Origin of the sequence: Methylobacterium sp. NPDC097929, assembly GCF_049543375.1 — a bacterium.
Lineage (GTDB): Bacteria > Pseudomonadota > Alphaproteobacteria > Rhizobiales > Beijerinckiaceae > Methylobacterium.
This window is the reverse complement of the sequence record NZ_JBMVEP010000002.1, coordinates 436,975-454,307: the sequence shown is the minus strand read 5'-3', so window position 1 is coordinate 454,307 and position 17,333 is coordinate 436,975. Positions and strand designations below refer to the sequence as shown.

The window sequence follows — 17,333 nt, the reverse complement described above, 5'->3', positions numbered from 1 at the left end:
ACCCGTCTCCTAGCGCGGCGCGGACGCGCCCGCCCTCAATTCGGGTCCCAGTTCCAGTCGCCGTAATCCGGCTCGCGGCAGCGGTAGCCGATCGGGCATTGCGGGTTGTCGCGGGTGGGCACGAAGCGAAGCTCGGCGATCTCGGTGAGTTCGCAGAAGCTGCGGTCGCGCACGAAGCGTTCCGGGGGGCGCCCGCCCAGGCTGAGCACGACGTCGCCCTGCTCCTTCACCGTGGCCATCGCCTCCGCGCAGATCACGCGCGTCGCGGGGGCCCGCGTCTGGGCATAGGCCGGGGTCAGCGCCAGGAAGGGCGCCAGCGCCGAGCCGAGGACGGCGAGGGTGACAGGTTTCATCACGCAGGGACTGTCGACGGTGAGCAGGGACCGCCAAGCTTGACCATGGCAGGTTCTGCCAGCGGCGGGAAGAGCTTGCCGCGCTCCTCGCCGTGCCTCTGCCGCAATCCCGGCGTCTACCCTCAGGAACCGGGCCGCGAACGGCTTCCGGTTGGCGTCCTGCCCCGCCAGGGTCGGTGCGCCTCTCGCCTGGGAGGCAAGCGAGCCATGGCGTGCCTGTCGATCTACGATTCCGATGCGGTGCGCGCCGCGCCGGCGTCGCGCGAGCCCTGCAGCGGCCTCCCCGGCGGGGCCGCCGTCACCGGGCCGGGTGACCTCACCGCGGACGAAGTGACGCTCAACGGCCGGCTCGAGGCGCCGATCGACGAGTTGGAAAGCGACGCGTTCTCCCCCATGCTAGGCGACCCATTCGGCGTCGACCTCGTCCCCTGCCCGCGGCTGACCACGATCATGACGCGCAGCCAGCTCGAATACGGTGCGATCCGCGCGCACGGGCCGTCCAAGGTCGGGGCGCTGCCCGTCTCTATGGACGACGCCTGGATGGATGGAGTCTGGGAGGCGCCCGCCGCGGGCCGCCGGCGCGTCCGCTTCGGGGGCGACACGCCCTTCGCCGTCGCGGCGCCGCCGACGATGGGCACGATGTTCGCTCATCCGCAGCGCGACCCTTCCCGGCACGGCCACGAATCGTTCGAGGGCGAGCGCCGCGTCGTGCAGGCGGCCTGGATGACGGATGCGGCCGAGCCGCCGCGCGAGCGCAACCGGACGGCGCGGTTTTCAAAAGGTCTTTTCGGGCGGTGAACGGCGAGGGTGGAGTGCATGCCGGGGGGACGGCGATGACGGAGGCAGCGCGCGAGGCGGAAAAGCCCGGCGCGGGTGAGGGCGAGTCGCCCGGCCCGGCGGCCGCGCGGCGCCGGCTGGCGATCCCGATGATCCTGGCCGCGGGCTGGGGGGCGCTGTTCGCCTACACCGTCGTCGTGCTCACCGATGACGGTCCCGTGGCGGCCTCGGCCGGGAACAGCCGATACGTCTCCGGCGACGGCGGCGGCATCGACGTGCCGGAGGTGCGCCTGCCCGAGCCGGAGCGGGTCGCCGCGCCCGCCGCCGGCCCCTCCGGACCCGCGCGGGTCCTCACCGTCGCCGCGCCCGCCCCGCCCCTGGAGATGGTGAGGCCGGACGCCGAGCCGCGGCCCGTCGCGCCGCAGGTGGAGCGCGCGGCCTTCGTCGGCGTGTGGGGGCCGACCCCCGTGGCCTGCGGCCAGCGCCAGCGCCGCCGCGGCTTCCTGCCGGCCACGATCAGCGAAGAGGGCGCCAAGGCCGGGCGCACCATCTGCCGCTTCCGCAACAACCGCCGCGAGGGCAATGCCTGGACCATGGCGGCCGATTGCAGCGAGCGCGGCCGGCGCTGGACCTCGCAGGTGCGCCTGCTCGTCGAGCAGGACCGGCTGACCTGGACGAGCGGCAAGGGACAGGCGAACTACATCCGCTGCGGGCGCAAATCCGGCTGAGACCAGCGGGCCGAGCGCCCGTTCACGCCGCGGCCGACTGAAAACGCAGCGGCAGGGCTCCCGCCCGAAAGACGACCCGCTCGGGCGTGAAGCGCCAGAGCCGCTCGGCGCCCTCGATCCCGCCGGCCGCCGCCGGGTCGAGCAGGATCTCGGTACGGCCCGTCATCTGCAGAAGGTCCCCGCCGAAAAAGTCGGGAAAGACGAGCCCGGCGCGCGGGTTCACCAGCAGGTTGCCCAGCGTGTTGAAGAAGCGGTTGCCGGAATAATCGGGGATCGTGAGGCTGCCGTCGGCCGCGACCCGCACGAAGCTGGGCGGCCCGCCGCGGTGCGAGACATCGACCTGCCGTCGCTCATCCCCGTCCTCGACGAAGCTCGCGACGAAGAAGGTGTCGGCCCCCTCCACGAGCGCCCTCGCCCGGCCGTCGAGCCGGTCGGAGAGGACGGGCGCCGGGGCCTCGGGCCGCGCCTGCGCCGCTGGCGTCTCGCGCCGCGGGCGGATGTATTGCGGGCAATTTCCGAAGCTCTGCTCAACCGCGACCGTGAAGCCCGCGGGGCCGTCACGGCGGAGGGTGCCGTTGAGGCGGTTGCGGCGGCGCGTGCCGAATTCGATCCCGAGCAGGCCCACGCCCGCACCGTCCTCCAGGCCGTCCTCGGCCGGGTCGTCGGGTGCGCGCAGCGCCTCGATGCGCAGATGGCGCGGGTCCGGCGCGTGCAGGAAGCCCGGCTCGCCGGCTCGCAGGGTAGCCCAGGGCCGGCCGGCTCGGTCCACCGTCCCGAGGACGATGAAGGGGAGCAGCGGATAGAAATTCTGGTGCTGCTCGGTCAGGTGGTCGCGGATGACCCGCGGTCCGAGTTCGGCCAAGCGTGCGGCAAGGCCGACACGCTCCTGAAGCGCCACCTCGCCCCGGTGCCAGGGGGAGGCGGTCTGTGGCTGCGTGCTCATGAGCGGACCTCAGGCTGCGTTCAGGCCGACGGGCGAGGCCGGGAGCGGCACGAAGCCGGGCAGCGCTTCGATCCGGGCGAGCCAAGCGCGGACGCGGCCGTAGGGCGCCAGATCGACGTTCCCCTCCGGCGCGGCGGCGATGTAGCTGTAGAGCGCCACGTCGGCGATGGTCGGGCGATCGGCCGCGATCCAATCGCGCGAGGCCAGCTCCGCATCGATCAGCGCCAGGATCCTGTGGGCGCGGGCGATCACCTCGCCGGTGTCGAAGGAGGCGCCGAACAGCGTGACGAGGCGGGCGGCCGCCGGGCCGAAGGCGATGGGTCCGGCCGCCACCGAGAGCCAACGCTGCACCCGCGCCGCCCCTTCCGCATCCTCGGGCAGCCAGTCGCCGCGGCCGAGCTTCTTGGCGAGGTAGACCAGGATCGCGTTCGAATCCGGCACGACGATCCCGGCATCGTCGAGGACCGGGATCTGCCCGAACGGGTTGAGCGCCAGGAAGTCGGCCGAATGGTTCTGGCCGCCCGCCATGTCGACCTCGACGGTCTCGTAGGGCTGACCGACCAGCGCCAGGAACAGGCGCGCCCGGTGGGCATGGCCCGAGAGCGAGAGACTGTAGAGCTTCACGATGCGTCTCCTTTTAGCCGGGATCGGCCGCGGAGACAGGAGACTGCCGATCCGAAGCGGCGTGAAGCACGGTTCTTGGCAGCTGACTGTTGCGTACAGCGGAATAATCGGCAGGCTCCAGCCCGCTCGGGAGGTGTCGCGATGGATCGCTGTCAGGGGATGCGGGTGTTCGTGCGGGTGGCCGAGAGCGGCGGCTTCGCCGGGGCCGCGCGAAACCTCGCCATGAGCCCGCCGGCGGTGACGCGGGCCGTGGCCGCGCTCGAAGACGCGATTGGAGCGCGGCTGTTCATCCGCACGACGCGCTCGGTGAAGCTGACGGAGGCGGGCGCGCGCTATCTCGAGGATTGCCGCCGCATCCTCGCCGATCTCGAGGAGGCCGAGGCCGCTGCCGCGGGCTCGACCGCCACGCCCACGGGAACGCTCACGCTGACCGCACCGGTGCAGTTCGGCCGGCTCTACGTCCTGCCGGTGCTGACGGAGTATCTGGCACGCCACCCCGCCGTCTCGGCCCGCGCCCTGTTCCTCGACCGCGTGGCCAACCTCGTCGAGGAGGGCGTGGATGTCGGCGTGCGGATCGGCCATCTCGCCGATTCCGGCCTCACCGCGCTGCGCGTCGGCAGCGTGCGGCGGGTGGTCTGCGCCGCGCCGGCCTATCTGGAGCGGCACGGCGTGCCGGAGTCCCCCGGCGACCTGCGCAACCACGCGGTGATCGGCTCGACGAGCCTCGGGGCGCTGCCGGACTGGCGCTTCGGCCCCGAGCGGCGCACGAGCGTCACGCTCCATCCCCGGCTCGCCTGCAGCACGGTCGACGCGGCGCTCGCGGCGGCGCTCGACGGATGGGGCGTGACCCGGCTCCTGTCCTATCAGGTCGCGGCGGCCGTGGCGGAGGGACGCCTGCGCATCCTCCTCGCCGAGCATGAGGAGGCGCCGCTGCCGATCCATGTCGTGAGCCCCGAGGGGCGCCGGGCGCCGGCCAAGACCCGCGCCTTCGTCGATCTGGCGGCGGCGCGGTTGCGGGCCGACCCGCGGGTGAACCCGGTGGCTTGAGACGGGCCGCAGGCCGCGCCCGCGCCGTTACGCGAGGCGAAGCCATCCAGCCCGCCGCCCCCTCCGGAGAAGGCGGCGCCCTTGGATCGCTTCGCCGTCGCTCGCGATGACGAAGGAGGAGAGGCCCCTCCCCTCAGTACACGTCCGCCTGATAGCGTCCGGTCTTTTTCAGGGCGGCGAGGTAGGCCACGGCCTCGTCGGGGTTCTTGCCGCCGAACTGGGCGGCGACGTCGATGATCGCCCGCTCCACGTCCTTGGCCATGCGCTTGGCGTCGCCGCAGACGTAGAAATGGGCGCCGCCCTCCAGCCACTTCCACAGCTCGGCGCCGTTCTCGCGCATCCGGTCCTGCACGTAGGTCTTCTCCGTGCCGTCGCGCGACCAAGCGAGCGAGAGGCGGGTCAGCACCTTCTCGTCCTTCAGGCCGTTCAGCTCCTCCCTGTAGAAGAAGTCGGTCGCCTGCCGCTGGTGGCCGTAGAACAGCCAGTTGCGGCCGGGAGCCTTCGTCGCCGCGCGCTCGCGCAGGAAGGAGCGGAATGGAGCGACGCCGGTGCCGGGGCCGCACATGATCACGTCCTTGGACGGGTCCTGTGGCAGGCCGAAGCCGTGTGCCTTCTGCAGGTAGATCCGGACCTTGGTTTGCTCCGCGAGCCGCTCGCCCAGATGCGTCGAGGCGACGCCCAGACGCAGCCGCGAGCGGTGGTTGTAGCGCACCGCGTCGACGGTGAGCGAAACCCGGCCGGCATCCATCTTGGGCGAGGAGGAGATCGAGTAGAGCCGCGGCTGCAACTCGTCGAGCGCTTCGAGGAAGACCTCGGCGTCGGGGCGCGCACCGGGGAACTTGTGGAGCGCGCCGAGCACGTCGAGATAGGCCGCATCGCCGTCCGGGTCCTCGCCGGCGGCGAGCGCCTGAGCCTTCTTGCGGGCCGCGCCCGAGGTCAGCAGCGAGAGGAGCTGGTAGAGGTTGTCCGGCGCCGCACCGAGCGAATACTCGGTCAGCAGCCGGTCGCGCAGGGTCTTGCCGGCGATCATCCGCTCGGGCCGGGTGCCGAGTTCGGCGATCACCGCATCCACCAGCGCCGGGGCGTTGGCGGGGAACAGGCCGAGGGAGTCCCCCGCCTCGTAGGTGATCGGCGTGTCCGCCAAGTCGATCTCGATGTGCCAGGTCTCCTTCTCGCCGCCCGGCGCGTTGAGGCGCGTGCGGGAGAGGAAGGTCGCTTCCACCGGGTTCTCGCGGCAGAAGCCCAGCGGCCCGAGTTCCGGCTCCTTCTTCGGAGCGTCGCCCGCCTCCGCCTTCGGTGCGGCCGCGCCGCCGGCTGCGCCGAACTCCTCGTCCAGCTTCTTGAGCATCCGAAGCGTCTCTTTGCCGCCGGGCTGGCAAAGGTTCAGCCGCTCCTCGCTCTTGAGGAAGATCGCGTTGGCGTAGTCGGCGCAATTGTAGCCGCATTGTCCGCAATCCTGCTGGGCCATGGCGGCCATCAGCTTCTGCGGCTCGGACTTGTCCTTGGCCATCGCCATGCGGTCGGCGAGCGGCATCGACGGGTCGTGCCAGGGCGCGTCGTCGTTATCGGCGAGTTTTTTCGCACCGCCCGGCGCCTCGCCGGGGGCGAGGGCCGTGGCGCCCTCGACCGCCGGGCCGAGGAGCGCGGCGAAGTAGCCCGACAGCCAGGAGCGCTGGTCGGCGTTGAACGGGGCGTTTTCCGGGATCAGGACGAGCGGGGGCGTGACGTGCTGGGTCATGGCGATTACCGGATGATCGGGCAGTGCGGATGCAACGTGTGCGCCCCCTCGCCCCGCTTGCGGGGAGAGGGCTGCGTCTCCCCCTTGCCGGGGAGCGCAGCGAGGCGGCAGCCGAAGGTGAGGGGGCGTTGCCGGAGGAGCCTCGACCGGAGGCGCCCCCTCACCCCCGCCCTCCGGGCTCGTCTCGCCCCCGACGAGGGGGGCTCGACCCTCTCCCCGCGTGCGGGGAGAGGGGATGGCGCCAGACGGGTCATGCGGCGGCCTTCAGCGCCGGCTGCTCTTCGGCGGCGTCGCGCAGGGCCTCAGGGCCGGTGCGCGCGGTGAAGGCCTGGAAGCTCTCCTCCGGGCCCTGGCGGCGGGCGAGATAAGCGTTGAGCAGGGCCTCGACGCGGGCGGGCGCGTCCTCGGCCTTCACCGCCTTCCAGATCTCGGTGCCGATCTTCGGATTTTCGGCGAAGCCCCCGCCGACCACGACGTCGTAGCCCTCGACGGTGTCGCCCTCCTCCGAGACGACGACCTTGGCGCCGATCAGGCCGATATCGCCGATATAGTGCTGGGCGCAGCTATGGTGGCAGCCGGTGAGGTGCACGTTCACCGGCACGTCCAGCGCCGGCACGGTCCGCTCGACATGGTCGGCGATGATCATCGCGTGACCCTTGGTGTCGGCGGCGGCGAACTTGCAGCCGCGCGAGCCGGTGCAGGCCACGAGCCCGGAGCGGATGCCGGCGGCCTTGATGGTGAGGCCGAGCGCTTCCACGCGAGCCTCGACCTCCGCCACCTTGGCGTCCAGCACACCGGAAAAAATGAAGTTCTGCCAGACCGTCATGCGGATCTGGCCGTCGCCGCATTCCGCGGCGATCTTGGCCAGCCCGCGCATCTGGTCGGTGGTCATCTTGCCCACGGGCAGCACCACGCCGACCCAGTTCAGGCCGGGCTGGGCCTGGGCGTGCACGCCGACATGGCTGAAGCGGTCGGTCGGCCGGCGCGGGGCGACATGGGCGGCGTCGACCCGGTCGAGCTTCCGGCCCAATTTCTCCTCGACGGCGGCGATGTACTTGTCGAAGCCCCAGGCGTCGAGGACGTACTTCATCCGGGCCTTGTTGCGGTTGGTCCGGTCGCCGATCTCGATGAAGACCCGGATGATCGCGTCGGCCACGCGATTGCACTCCTCGGGCCTGAGGACGATTCCGGTGTCGCGGGCGAGATCCTTGTGGCCCGAGATGCCGCCGAGTACGAGGCGCATCCAGACGCCCGGCGCGACGACGGCGCCCTCCAGCACCTCGATCGCCTGGAAGCCGATGTCGTTCGTCTCTTCGAGCGCCGGCGTCACGCCGCCGCCGTCGAAGGAGACGTTGAACTTGCGCGGCAGGCCGTAGAGCGAGCGGTCGTTCAGGATCCAGTTGTGCCAGGACTTGGTGAGCGGACGGGTGTCCAGCAGTTCCTGCGCGTCGATGCCGGCGGCGGGCGAGCCGGTGACGTTGCGGATGTTGTCGGCGCCCGCGCCCTGCGCGGTCAGGCCGAGATCGATCAGCCCGTCGAGGAAGGGCTGAGCGTGCTCAGGGTTGATCTCGCGCACCTGCAGGCCGGCGCGGGTGGTGACGTGGCTGTAGGCGCCGCCATGGGCGTCGGCGAGGTCGGCGAGGCCGGCGAACTGCCAGTGGTTCAGGATGCCGTTCGGAACCCGGATCCGGCACATGTAGGAGACCTGGTTCGGCGCGACCCAGAACATGCCGTGATAGCGCCAGCGGAAATTGTCTTCGGGCTTGGGGTGCTTGCCGGTGGCGGCCTCCGCCTTCAGGCGGTTGTGGCCGTCGAACGGGTTCTCGGCGCGCTTCCACTTTTCCTGGTCGCAGAGCTTGCCGCCCTCCTTCACGGTGCGGATCTGCGCCTTGATGTGGATCGCGTCCGGGCCCGTGGGCTCGGCCGGCGCGCTCGCCGGGGCTTGGCCCGCGGCGAGGCCGCCCGTCATGCGGGCGGCGGCGATGCCGGAGGCGAAGCCCTCGAGGTAGCGCTTCTGCTCGGCGTTGAATTCGTCTGCCATCGCTGCCTCACTCACGCTGCGAGGGTTTTCGGGGCCGGGCCGAACATCAGGTCGTCCCGGTCGTCATGGGAGAGCGGCGCGCCAGAGCGGATCAGCTCCTTGCAGCGCGCCTGCTCGGCGATATCGCCGACGAAGACCGCCCCGGCGAGGCGACCTTCGGCGATGATCAGCTTGCGGTAGAGGCCGGCGGCGGCATCGTGCATCACCACCGCCTCGGCGCCCTCGGGCGTATCGACCAATCCGGCCGAGAAGACCGGCAGGCCCGAGACCTTGAGGCTCGTGGCCAGCGACGTGCCGGGATAGGCCGCCGCCTCGCCGAGCAGGTGGCGGGCCAGCACCTCGGCCTGCTCGTAGGCGGGCTCGACGAGACCGTAGGTGAGCCCACGGTGCTCGGCGCATTCGCCGAGGGCGAAGATCGCCGGGTCGGAAGTCGTCATCCGGTCATCGACGGTGATGCCGCGCCCGCAGGCGAGCCCGCAGGATTGCGCCAGCGCCGTCGAGGCGCGGATGCCGACCGACATCACCACGAGGTCGGCCGGGATCACCGTGCCGTCCTTCAGCAGCAGGCGTTCGACCCGGCCGTCGCCCTCGATCGCGGCGGTGTCGGCCGACAGCATCACCTTGACGCCGCGGGCCTCCATCGCCGCGCGCACGAGGCGGGCGGCGGTGTGGTCGAGCTGGCGCTCCATCACCCGATCCATGACATGGATCAGGGTGGTGTCGACGCCGAGACGGGCGAGCCCGACCGCGGCCTCCAGGCCCAGAAGCCCGCCGCCGATCACCACGGCCCGCGCGTGCTCCACGGCGGCCTTGCGGATCGCCGCCACGTCGGCGAAGTCGCGAAACGTCAGCACGCCGGGCAGGTCGATGCCCGGCAGCGGCAGCCGAATCGGCAGCGAGCCCACCGCCAGCACCAAGCGGTCGTAGGGCAGCACGTGGGCGGAGCCGACCAGCGCGATGCGGTTGGCCCGGTCGATCTCGGTCACCGGCGCGCCGGTGACGAGACGGATGCCGTGCTCCTGGTACCAGGAGAGCGGACGGAAGCCGCAGGCCGCCTCGTCCACCTCCCCGCCGAGCAGCGAGGAGAGCAGCACCCGGTTGTAGGCCGCCACCGGCTCGGCCCCGACCACCGTCACGTCGAAGCGGCCCGGCGCGCGCTCGGTCAGCCGCTCGAGGAAGCGGAGCGAGGCCATGCCGTTGCCGACGACGACGAGTCTTTCCTTCACGCCCATGACGCCGTGATCCCCCATCACGATGTCAGGCGGCCAAGGCCGGCTTGGCGTGGCGGGCGTAGAGGAATTCCAGCACCGCGGCGCGGGCGTGGACGTAAGTCGCGTCCTCCACGAGGTCGAGCCGGCGGCGCGGGCGCTTGAGCGGCACCGGCAGGATCTCGCCGATGGTGGCGGAGGGCCCGTTCGTCATCATCACGATGCGGTCGGAGAGCAGCACCGCCTCGTCCACGTCGTGGGTGATCATGATGACGGTGTTCCTGAGCCTCGTCTGGATCTCCATGAGCTGGTCCTGAAGGTGCGCGCGGGTCAGCGCGTCCAGCGCGCCGAAGGGCTCGTCCATCAGCAGCACCGTCGGCTCCATGGCGAGCGCGCGGGCGATGCCGACGCGCTGCTTCATGCCGCCGGAGATCTCCGCCGGGCGCTTGTCGGCGGCGTGCATCATGTTCACCAGCGCGAGGTTGTGCTCGATCCACTGGGCCCGCTCGGCGCGGGACTTCTTGCCCCGCGCGACCTTGTCGACCGCGAGCGCCACGTTCTCGCGCACGGTGAGCCAGGGCAGCAGGGAGTGGTTCTGGAACACCACCGCGCGGTCGGGGCCCGGGGCGTTCACTTCCTTGCCGTCGAGGAGCACGCCCCCGGTCGAGGCCTTGAGCAGGCCGGCGACGATGTTGAGCACCGTCGACTTGCCGCAGCCCGAGTGCCCGATGATCGAGACGAACTCGCCCTTGGCGATGTCGAGGTTCACGTCGCGCAGCACCTCCGATGTCGTGCCGCCGCGGCGGAAGGAGATGCCGACCTGGGAGAGGGAAAGGTGAGCCATGGTTTTTTCTCCCTCAAGCCGCGGAGGTGCCGCGGGTCACGAGCACGCCGATGCCGGCGACCAGCCGGTCGAGGACGAAGCCGATGAGTCCGACATAGACGAGGGCGACGATGATCTCGGAGATGTGGGAGGAGTTCCACGCATCCCAGATGAAGAAGCCGATGCCGACGCCGCCGATCAGCATCTCGGCCGCGACGATGGCGAGCCAGGACAGGCCGACGCCGATGCGAAGACCGGTGAAGATGTACGGCGCGGCGGACGGCAGCATGATCTTGTAGAAGAACTCGATCGGGTTCAGCCGGATGACCGCGGCGACGTTGCGGTAATCCTGCGGAATGTTGCGGATGCCGACTGCGGTGTTGATGATGATCGGCCAGATCGAGGTGATGAAGATCACGAAGATCGCCGAGGGCTGCCCGTCGCGGAAGGCGGCGAGCGAGAGCGGGAGCCAGGCCAGCGGCGGGATCGTGCGCAGCACCTGGAAGATCGGGTCGAGGCCCCGCATCGCCCAGTCGGACTGGCCGACCAGGGTGCCGAGCATCACGCCGGCCACCACGGCGAGGGAGAAGCCGAGTGCGACGCGCTGGAGGCTCGCCGAGATATGCCAGAACAGGCCCTTGTCGGTGCCGCCGTTGTCGTAGAACGGATCGATGATGATGTCCCAGGCCTCCGTCACCACCCGGGAGGGCGGCGGAAGGCCGGCGGTGGGGGAGGAGCACAGCACCTCCCACAGCAGCAGGAAGCCGGCCAGCACGATGAGCGGCGGTAGGACGCGGGCGGCGACGCCGCGCAGGCCGGCGAGGGTCACCAGCGGTGCGCGGACCGTGGCGGTGCGCGCGCGGGCGGTGGTTGCGAGGGTTGCTCCGGTGGCCATCACGCGACCTTCTTGATGCCGAGGCTGGCGAGGTAGGCGGCGGGGTTTTCAGGGTCGAAGACCTTGCCGTCGAACAGCGTCTCGACGCCGCGCGAGGTGGAGGCGGGAAGCGCCGAGACGCCGAGCGCCTTGGCGGCCTCGCGCCAGAGATCCTCGCGGTTGACCTTGGCGATGAGCGCCTTCGTATCGGTCTGCGCGTCGAACTTGCCCCAGCGGATGTCCTCGGTGAGGAACCAGAGGTCGTGCGACTGGTACGGGTAGGAGGCGTTGTCGGCCCAGAACTTCATGATGTGCGGGCTGTTCTCGACGACACGGCCGGTGCCGTAGTCGAACTTGCCCTTCATCCGGTCGACGACGTCGGCCACCGGCACGTTGATCCACTGGCGCTTGGCCACGATCGCCGCCATCTCGTCGCGGTTCTCCGGCTTATCGCACCATTGCTGGGCCTCCATCACCGCCATCAGCAGGGCTTTTGCCGCGTTGGGGTACTTGTCGACCCAGGCCGCGCGCATGGCGAAGGCCTTCTCCGGGTGATCCTTCCAGAGTTCGCCGGTGGTGATGGCGGTGTAGCCGATTCCCTGGTGGATGAGCTGCTCGTTCCACGGCTCGCAGACGCAGAAGCAGTCCATCGTGCCGACCTTCATGTTCGCCACCATCTGGGGCGGCGGCACGACGATGGTCTCGATGTCCTTGTCCGGGTCGATGCCGCCGGCGGCGAGCCAGTAGCGGATCCAGAGATCGTGGGTGCCGCCGGGGAAGGTCATCGCCGCCTTCACCGCCTTGCCCGAGGCCTTCTTGGCCTCCAGCACGGCTTTGAACGGCTTGGTGTCGAGCCCGATCTTGTGGTCGATGTGCTCCTTGGCGATCGAGATGCACTGACCGTTCAGGTTGAGCCGGGCCATGATGTACATCGGCACCGGGACGTTGTTCTGCGTCACCCGGCCGGCCGAGATCAGGTAGGGCATCGGGGTCAGGATGTGGGCGCCGTCGATGCCGTTGCCCTCGGAGCCGAGCACGAGGTTGTCGCGGGTGGTGCCCCAGCTCGCCTGCTTCAGCACCTCCGTCTCGGGCAGGCCGTACTTGGCGAAGATGCCCTTCTCCTTGGCCACGAAGAGCGGCGCCGCGTCGGTCAGCGCGATGAAGCCGAGCTTGGCCCCCTTCACCTCCGGCCCCGCGCCCTGCGCGAAGGCGCCCGCCGGCAGCGCGGCGCGGGCCGCACCCGCCAGTGCGAGCGCGGCGGCCGCGCCCTTGAGGATGCCGCGGCGGGTCGTGTTGCCCTGATCGATGCTCATCCGCCCTGTGTCTCCGTTGCCTGAGCGCGCATGAAAAAAGCCGCCATCCGAGATCGCTGGCGCGATCGACTCTCGTCGCGTGCCGGCAGTCCGGATCAGCGGCCTTGCTGATGTGAGGAGCCCGTCATCGTTGGCAGGCTCGCCTGGAACGGTTCGCAGGAAGCGTGCCAACCCATCCGGGCAGCGGTATGCCGGGAGCGGCGGACGCGCTCACCGACCCTCGGCAGCGACCGGTGCAGCAAACGCGTGCAGTGCACAAAAAAGAGGCTGCTGACGATCGGATGCGCAGATCCGCGCCTTAACCGCACCTTCGCGGGGCGGATTCTGCGCCGTCGGCAGGCCTCAGGCCCGGGTCGCCGCCGCGAACAGGTCCGGCCGGTAGAGGGCGGTGGCGCGTTCGGGCTCTCTGCCGCCGGCCGCGATCTGCCCGCAGGCGGCCATCTGCGCGACGATCCAGCGGGCATGCTCCGGATCGGGGGGATGGGTGGCGCCGTCGAGGCGCAGATAGTCCGGCTGCTCGCGCTCGGTCCCGTCGGGCGCCACGATCAGGACGCCGCTCAGCGTGCGGGCCAGCAGCGCGGCGTCGGCGCCGAGCCCGGCCCGCTCGGCGAGCAGGCGGCTCAGGGCGTCGCGGTTGGCCGGATCGGCGCACCACAGGCCGGCCCGGTGGATCGCCCGGACGAGCGGCAGGGTGAAATCCGCGCTCTCGGGCACGGCGAGCACCTTTTCCGGGCAGTCGGGCGCGATCTCGCAGCCGAACGCCGCGATGCGGCCGAGGCCCGCCGCGACGGCGATGCTGTTCCACGGGGCGCCGACGCAGAAGCCGTCGATCTGGCCGCGCCGGAGCGCATCGACCGTGTCCGGTGGAGGCACCACCACGAGCCGTAAGGAAGCGTCCAGATCGAGTCCGCCCGCCCGCGCGAACAGGCGAAGCTGGTAGGAGTGGCTGGAGAAGGGATGCACGGTGCCGATCGTCAGGGGCGTTCCGGCCTCCGCCCGCTCGCGCGCGACCCGCGCGAAGGCCGCGGCGATGGGTTCGACGGCCTCGCTGTCCGGGGCCATGGCCTGCCACAGCCCGTTCGAGACGGTGAGCGCGTTGCCGTTGAGGTTGAGCGCCATCGGCACGCAGAGATCCGCCTGCGGCCCCGAGAGGCCGAGCGCGCTGGCGATGGCGAGCGGCCCCAGCATGTGCGCGGCGTCGAGATGGCCCAGCGCCAGCCGGTCGCGCAGGGTCGCCCAGGAGGGCTCGCGCGAGAGTTCGATCTCAAGCCCCTCGTCGCGGGCAAAGCCTCTCTCCGCCGCGGCGATGACCGGGGCGGCGTCGGTGAGCGGGACGTATCCGAGGGTCAGCCTCATCCGAGCAGGTCCGCGGCGGTGACGATGGCCCGGGCGATGTCCACGATCTTGCGCTTCTCGTTCATCGCCTGCCGCCGCAGGAGCTTGTAGGCCTCCTCCTCGCTCAGGCCCTTGCGCGTCATCAGGATGCCTTTGGCCCGCTCGATCAGCTTGCGGTCGGCCAGCTCCGAGCGCGCCTCGTCGAGCTCCCGCTGCAGCCGCGCGAAGGCGTTGAAGCGCAGGATCGCGATGTCGAGGATCGGCCGGATCCGCTCGGAGCGCAGGCCGTCGACCACGTAGGCCGAGATGCCCGCATCGACGGCGGCCTGCATCATGGTCTGGTCCGAGCGGTCCACGAACATCGCCACCGGCCGCTCGGCCTGCCGGGAGAGGCCCGACATCTGCTCCAGCACGTCCCGGCTCGGGCTCTCGAGATGGACGACGATCACGTCGGGCTTGAGCCCGGCGACGCGGGCCTGGAGGTCGGGCCCGTCGGGGATGACGACGACGGTCGCCACGCCCGAGGCGCGCAGGCCCTCCTCCAGGATCGCCGCGCGGGCCCGGCTCGGATCGATGACGGCGACGGTGAGGCTGGTCTCGGTCATCGAGGCCTGAAAACGATTCGGTCCGTTCGAGGAAGGCTTACGGGGAGCCGGGCGGCTCGGGAAGCCGTTCCAGCAGGCAATCGCGCTGCCCGCCCTCGCGCTTTCCGGCCCGCTTCGGGCACGACTCGTGACGCGCGTTACGAACCGGACACGCGGCGGCCCCGCTTCTGCCGCAAACCGGACGCCAAACTCAAGCCGTTGGCGAATCCATCGGGAGGGTCCGGTTCATGCGCGTCTTCGATCCGCTGCGGAAGCCGGACGTTGCCACGACGCATCGCGCCGTGGTCCCGCCCCTGCTGCCGACGCTCGGCCTCGCCCTGGTCGCCGCCCTGCTGTCGCTGGCCTGCCGCGAGCCCGCCAAGGACGCCCCGAGCCAGAACAGGCCCGTCTCCGTGCAGGCGCTGCCCGTCATGGCCAGCGCCGACCGGCTGTCGGTGTTCGATCCCGGCAAGGCCCTGCTCGCCGATCTCGATCCCGTGCCGGCGAGTGAGGCCTTCGCCCGTCTCGCGCCCCCGGTCGTGGTCAGCGAGGCTCCGGCCCGTCCGGCGCGCCAGCCGATGATGGCGAAGTCCGAGCGGCGCCGTCCGCCCGCGAGCCGGGTGGCGACGACGCAAGCGCCGCCGCCGGCCCCGCCGAAGCCCGTGGCCGAGCCGTTCGAACGCTCCGGCGCGTCGGAGGCGGAGGACCAGCGCTTCCTGCCCGCGGGCGCCCTGCCCTTCGCCGCCGTCGATGCGGCCTGGGACGCCGCCCGCAGCGCCGGAGCCGGCGCCGTGAGCCTCGGCGGCTCCGTCGTCAGCCTCGTCTCCGCGCTGCGCTGAGCCCCGGCCGGCACCCCTGCCGTCTCCATATTCCTCGAGCCCAAGCCTTGCTGAGCGCGGCGGCTGCGCCACTTCGCGCTGACAGACGTGCCCGGCGAACGGTTCGCGGCGTCCCGGCACCCGCTCGCGGGTGAGAGGGAGGCCGCCGGAGGGCACGCCAAGCGAGACCGAGGCCCGCCTTCGCCCCGCGCCGGTCGGCTCGGACGAGGCGACGGAGTACCGGATGGCGGGACGGATCGAGGATTACGCCCTGATCGGGGACGGCCGCACGGCGGCGCTGGTCGGGCGGGACGGCAGCATCGACTGGCTGTGCATGCCGCGCTTCGACGCCTCCGCCCTGTTCGCGGGCCTGCTCGGCACGGACGAGCACGGCTTCTGGAAGCTGGCCCCGGCAGCAGCGGGCGCGCAGCATTCCTGGCGCTACCGCAGCGGCTCCCTGGTGCTGGAGACGACCCACAAGACCCACGAGGGCGAGGTCCGCGTGACCGACTTCATGCCGGTCGGCGACGGCTCCCACGTGATCCGCCTTGTCGAGGGCGTGCGCGGCCGGATGGCGATGCGCATGGAGCTGGCCGTCCGCTTCGATTACGGCTCGGCCGTGCCCTGGGTCTCGCGCAGCGAACTCGGCGACCTGCGGGCGATCTCGGGTCCCCACAAGGTGGTCCTGCGCACCAACGCGCCGATGCGCGGCTCCGCCCGCCAGACCACGATCTCCGAGTTCACGGTCTACAAGGGCGACGCGGTCCGCTTCGTCCTCAGCTACGGCGCCTCGCACGAGGACGATCCGGCGCCGATCGAGCCGCGCCGATACCTCGCCGACACCAACCGGTTCTGGCGCGACTGGTCGAGCCGCTGCACGCTCGAAACGCCCTGGGACGACATCCTGCGCCGCTCCCTGCTGACGCTGAAGGCGCTGATCTACGAGCCGACCGGCGGCATCGTGGCGGCGCCGACCACCTCGCTGCCCGAGGATCTGGGCGGCGTGCGCAACTGGGACTACCGCTTCTGCTGGCTGCGCGATTCCACCTTCACGCTGCTGGCGCTGATGGATTCGGGCTATATCGACGAGGCGCGGGCCTGGCGCGACTGGCTGACCCGGGCGGTGGCCGGCAACCCGGAGCAGGCGCACATCCTCTACGGCATCGCGGGCGAGCGCCTGCTGCCCGAGATCGAGCTCGACTGGCTGCCCGGCTACGAGAATTCCCGGCCCGTGCGCGTCGGCAACGCGGCCATCGCCCAGTTCCAGCTCGACGTCTACGGCGAGCTGTTCGACGCCCTGTTCCAGGCCCGCTCCCGCGGCATGGCGGAGGACAAGGAGGGGGTGCGGGTCGGTCAGGCCCTGATCAAGCACCTCGAGACCGCGTGGCGCGAGCCCGACGAGGGCATCTGGGAGGTGCGCGGCGGACGGCGCCACTTCGTCCATTCCAAGGTGATGGCCTGGGTCGCCTTCGACCGGGCGATCCGCAGCGTCGAGATGATGGGCGCCGACGATCCCCGCCCCTCCGACCCGCCCCTCGACCATTGGCGGGCCCTGCGCGACGAGATCCACGCGGAGGTCTGCGCCAAGGGTTTCGACCCCGAGCTGAACAGTTTCGTCCAGTCCTACGGAAGCAAGGCGCTGGACGCGAGCCTGCTGCTCATCGCGCATATGGGCTTCCTGCCCCAGGACGACCCGCGGGTGGTCGGCACGGTCGCGGCGGTGGAACGCCACCTGATCCGCGACGGCTTCGTGCTGCGCTACGAGACCGAGGGTCAGACGACCGACGGCCTGCCCGGCGACGAGGGCGCCTTCCTGCCCTGCAGCTTCTGGTATGCCGACAATTTGATCGGGCTCGGCCGCTGCGAGGAGGCGCACGCGCTGATCGAGCGCCTGATCGGCGTGTGCAACGACCTCGGGCTGGTCTCCGAGGAGTACGACGTGCGCGCAAAACGGCTGGTGGGCAACTTCCCCCAGGCGTTCACGCATGTTGCGCTCGTCAACACGATCCTCAATTACAGCCGCGCGATCGGTCCGGCGACGGAACGGGGCAGCGGCGCGGACCATTCCGAGTCGAGGGCAGGCGAATCCATTGCGGCGCAATAGGCGCGTCCCGTCCCCCGGGCGGG

Annotated in this window: 16 protein-coding genes; 5 read left to right on the top strand and 11 right to left on the bottom strand. The window is 71.1% G+C overall.

The annotated features are described in order from the left end of the window. Positions 1-35 precede the first annotated feature (35 nt). Positions 36-353: a hypothetical protein gene (locus tag ACPCJR_RS10150; protein ID WP_391512046.1), complete on the bottom strand. Its 318-nt coding sequence runs from the start codon at positions 351-353 to the stop codon at positions 36-38. 207 nt (positions 354-560) lie between these two features. On the opposite strand from ACPCJR_RS10150, the gene ACPCJR_RS10145 reads away from it, so the two are divergent. Together ACPCJR_RS10145 and ACPCJR_RS10140 are read left to right on the top strand one after the other, a co-directional pair. Next, positions 561-1,151, top strand: coding sequence for a 2OG-Fe(II) oxygenase (locus ACPCJR_RS10145; protein ID WP_391512045.1), 591 nt, complete (start codon positions 561-563; stop codon positions 1,149-1,151). A gap of 35 nt (positions 1,152-1,186) precedes the next feature. Then, the gene (locus ACPCJR_RS10140) at positions 1,187-1,858 is read left to right on the top strand and encodes a hypothetical protein (protein WP_391512044.1); all 672 of its coding nucleotides are present in this window, start codon (positions 1,187-1,189) and stop codon (positions 1,856-1,858) included. Between the two features lie 22 nt (positions 1,859-1,880). On the opposite strand, the gene ACPCJR_RS10135 is transcribed toward ACPCJR_RS10140, so the two are convergent. Continuing rightward, positions 1,881-2,801: a pyridoxamine 5'-phosphate oxidase family protein gene (locus ACPCJR_RS10135; protein ID WP_391512043.1), complete on the bottom strand. Its 921-nt coding sequence runs from the start codon at positions 2,799-2,801 to the stop codon at positions 1,881-1,883. Between the two features lie 9 nt (positions 2,802-2,810). After that, complete coding sequence (locus ACPCJR_RS10130; protein WP_391512042.1) at positions 2,811-3,425, bottom strand: glutathione S-transferase family protein; 615 nt, start codon at positions 3,423-3,425, stop codon at positions 2,811-2,813. A 141-nt stretch (positions 3,426-3,566) separates the two neighbouring features. Here ACPCJR_RS10130 and ACPCJR_RS10125 point away from each other — a divergent pair, with 141 nt between their 5' ends. Then, on the top strand, positions 3,567-4,472 hold the full coding sequence (locus ACPCJR_RS10125) for a LysR family transcriptional regulator (protein WP_391512041.1): 906 nt from the start codon (positions 3,567-3,569) through the stop codon (positions 4,470-4,472). Between the two features lie 133 nt (positions 4,473-4,605). On the opposite strand, the gene ACPCJR_RS10120 is transcribed toward ACPCJR_RS10125, so the two are convergent. The 8 genes from ACPCJR_RS10120 to ACPCJR_RS10085 form a co-directional block, all read right to left on the bottom strand. After that, on the bottom strand, positions 4,606-6,210 hold the full coding sequence (locus ACPCJR_RS10120; RefSeq protein WP_391512040.1) for a sulfite reductase subunit alpha: 1,605 nt from the start codon (positions 6,208-6,210) through the stop codon (positions 4,606-4,608). Positions 6,211-6,460: 250 nt separating this feature from the next. Further along, positions 6,461-8,251: a NirA family protein gene (locus ACPCJR_RS10115; RefSeq protein WP_391512039.1), complete on the bottom strand. Its 1,791-nt coding sequence runs from the start codon at positions 8,249-8,251 to the stop codon at positions 6,461-6,463. Positions 8,252-8,262: 11 nt separating this feature from the next. Next, positions 8,263-9,483: an NAD(P)/FAD-dependent oxidoreductase gene (locus tag ACPCJR_RS10110; RefSeq protein WP_391512103.1), complete on the bottom strand. Its 1,221-nt coding sequence runs from the start codon at positions 9,481-9,483 to the stop codon at positions 8,263-8,265. A gap of 25 nt (positions 9,484-9,508) precedes the next feature. Further along, positions 9,509-10,303 (bottom strand): ABC transporter ATP-binding protein, encoded by a 795-nt coding sequence (locus tag ACPCJR_RS10105; protein ID WP_331285668.1) that lies wholly within the window; start codon positions 10,301-10,303, stop codon positions 9,509-9,511. Positions 10,304-10,316: 13 nt separating this feature from the next. Then, entirely contained in the window at positions 10,317-11,177 is an 861-nt protein-coding gene (gene ntrB / locus ACPCJR_RS10100) for a nitrate ABC transporter permease (RefSeq protein ID WP_391512038.1), read from the bottom strand. Next, the gene (locus ACPCJR_RS10095; RefSeq protein ID WP_391512037.1) at positions 11,177-12,469 is read right to left on the bottom strand and encodes a CmpA/NrtA family ABC transporter substrate-binding protein; all 1,293 of its coding nucleotides are present in this window, start codon (positions 12,467-12,469) and stop codon (positions 11,177-11,179) included. The genes ntrB and ACPCJR_RS10095 overlap by 1 nt, the downstream gene beginning before the upstream one ends. A 342-nt stretch (positions 12,470-12,811) precedes the next feature. Next, positions 12,812-13,825: a CmpA/NrtA family ABC transporter substrate-binding protein gene (locus ACPCJR_RS10090; RefSeq protein ID WP_391512036.1), complete on the bottom strand. Its 1,014-nt coding sequence runs from the start codon at positions 13,823-13,825 to the stop codon at positions 12,812-12,814. Next, positions 13,822-14,409, bottom strand: a complete 588-nt coding sequence (locus ACPCJR_RS10085; protein ID WP_391512035.1) for an ANTAR domain-containing response regulator — start codon at positions 14,407-14,409, stop codon at positions 13,822-13,824. Before ACPCJR_RS10085 ends, ACPCJR_RS10090 begins: the two co-directional genes overlap by 4 nt. Positions 14,410-14,636: 227 nt before the next feature. On the opposite strand from ACPCJR_RS10085, the gene ACPCJR_RS10080 reads away from it, so the two are divergent. Beyond that, positions 14,637-15,227: a hypothetical protein gene (locus ACPCJR_RS10080; RefSeq protein WP_391512033.1), complete on the top strand. Its 591-nt coding sequence runs from the start codon at positions 14,637-14,639 to the stop codon at positions 15,225-15,227. Positions 15,228-15,450: 223 nt separating this feature from the next. Further along, entirely contained in the window at positions 15,451-17,310 is a 1,860-nt protein-coding gene (locus ACPCJR_RS10075; protein ID WP_391512031.1) for a glycoside hydrolase family 15 protein, read from the top strand. Positions 17,311-17,333: the final 23 nt, after the last annotated feature.

Bases quoted from the DNA above. Each gene is read 5' to 3' on its own strand.
- ACPCJR_RS10140 (WP_391512044.1), top strand. From the start codon at position 1,187: ATGACGGAGGCAGCGCGCGAGGCGGAAAAGCCCGGCGCGGGTGAGGGC.
- ACPCJR_RS10105 (WP_331285668.1), bottom strand. From the start codon at position 10,303: ATGGCTCACCTTTCCCTCTCCCAGGTCGGCATCTCCTTCCGCCGCGGC.
- ACPCJR_RS10135 (WP_391512043.1), bottom strand. From the start codon at position 2,801: ATGAGCACGCAGCCACAGACCGCCTCCCCCTGGCACCGGGGCGAGGTG.
- ACPCJR_RS10095 (WP_391512037.1), bottom strand. From the start codon at position 12,469: ATGAGCATCGATCAGGGCAACACGACCCGCCGCGGCATCCTCAAGGGC.
- ACPCJR_RS10120 (WP_391512040.1), bottom strand. From the start codon at position 6,210: ATGACCCAGCACGTCACGCCCCCGCTCGTCCTGATCCCGGAAAACGCC.
- ACPCJR_RS10110 (WP_391512103.1), bottom strand. From the start codon at position 9,483: ATGGGCGTGAAGGAAAGACTCGTCGTCGTCGGCAACGGCATGGCCTCG.
- ACPCJR_RS10115 (WP_391512039.1), bottom strand. From the start codon at position 8,251: ATGGCAGACGAATTCAACGCCGAGCAGAAGCGCTACCTCGAGGGCTTC.
- ACPCJR_RS10145 (WP_391512045.1), top strand. From the start codon at position 561: ATGGCGTGCCTGTCGATCTACGATTCCGATGCGGTGCGCGCCGCGCCG.
- ACPCJR_RS10150 (WP_391512046.1), bottom strand. From the start codon at position 353: ATGAAACCTGTCACCCTCGCCGTCCTCGGCTCGGCGCTGGCGCCCTTC.
- ACPCJR_RS10090 (WP_391512036.1), bottom strand. From the start codon at position 13,825: ATGAGGCTGACCCTCGGATACGTCCCGCTCACCGACGCCGCCCCGGTC.
- ACPCJR_RS10080 (WP_391512033.1), top strand. From the start codon at position 14,637: ATGCGCGTCTTCGATCCGCTGCGGAAGCCGGACGTTGCCACGACGCAT.
- ntrB (WP_391512038.1), bottom strand. From the start codon at position 11,177: ATGGCCACCGGAGCAACCCTCGCAACCACCGCCCGCGCGCGCACCGCC.
- ACPCJR_RS10075 (WP_391512031.1), top strand. From the start codon at position 15,451: ATGGCGGGACGGATCGAGGATTACGCCCTGATCGGGGACGGCCGCACG.
- ACPCJR_RS10125 (WP_391512041.1), top strand. From the start codon at position 3,567: ATGGATCGCTGTCAGGGGATGCGGGTGTTCGTGCGGGTGGCCGAGAGC.
- ACPCJR_RS10085 (WP_391512035.1), bottom strand. From the start codon at position 14,409: ATGACCGAGACCAGCCTCACCGTCGCCGTCATCGATCCGAGCCGGGCC.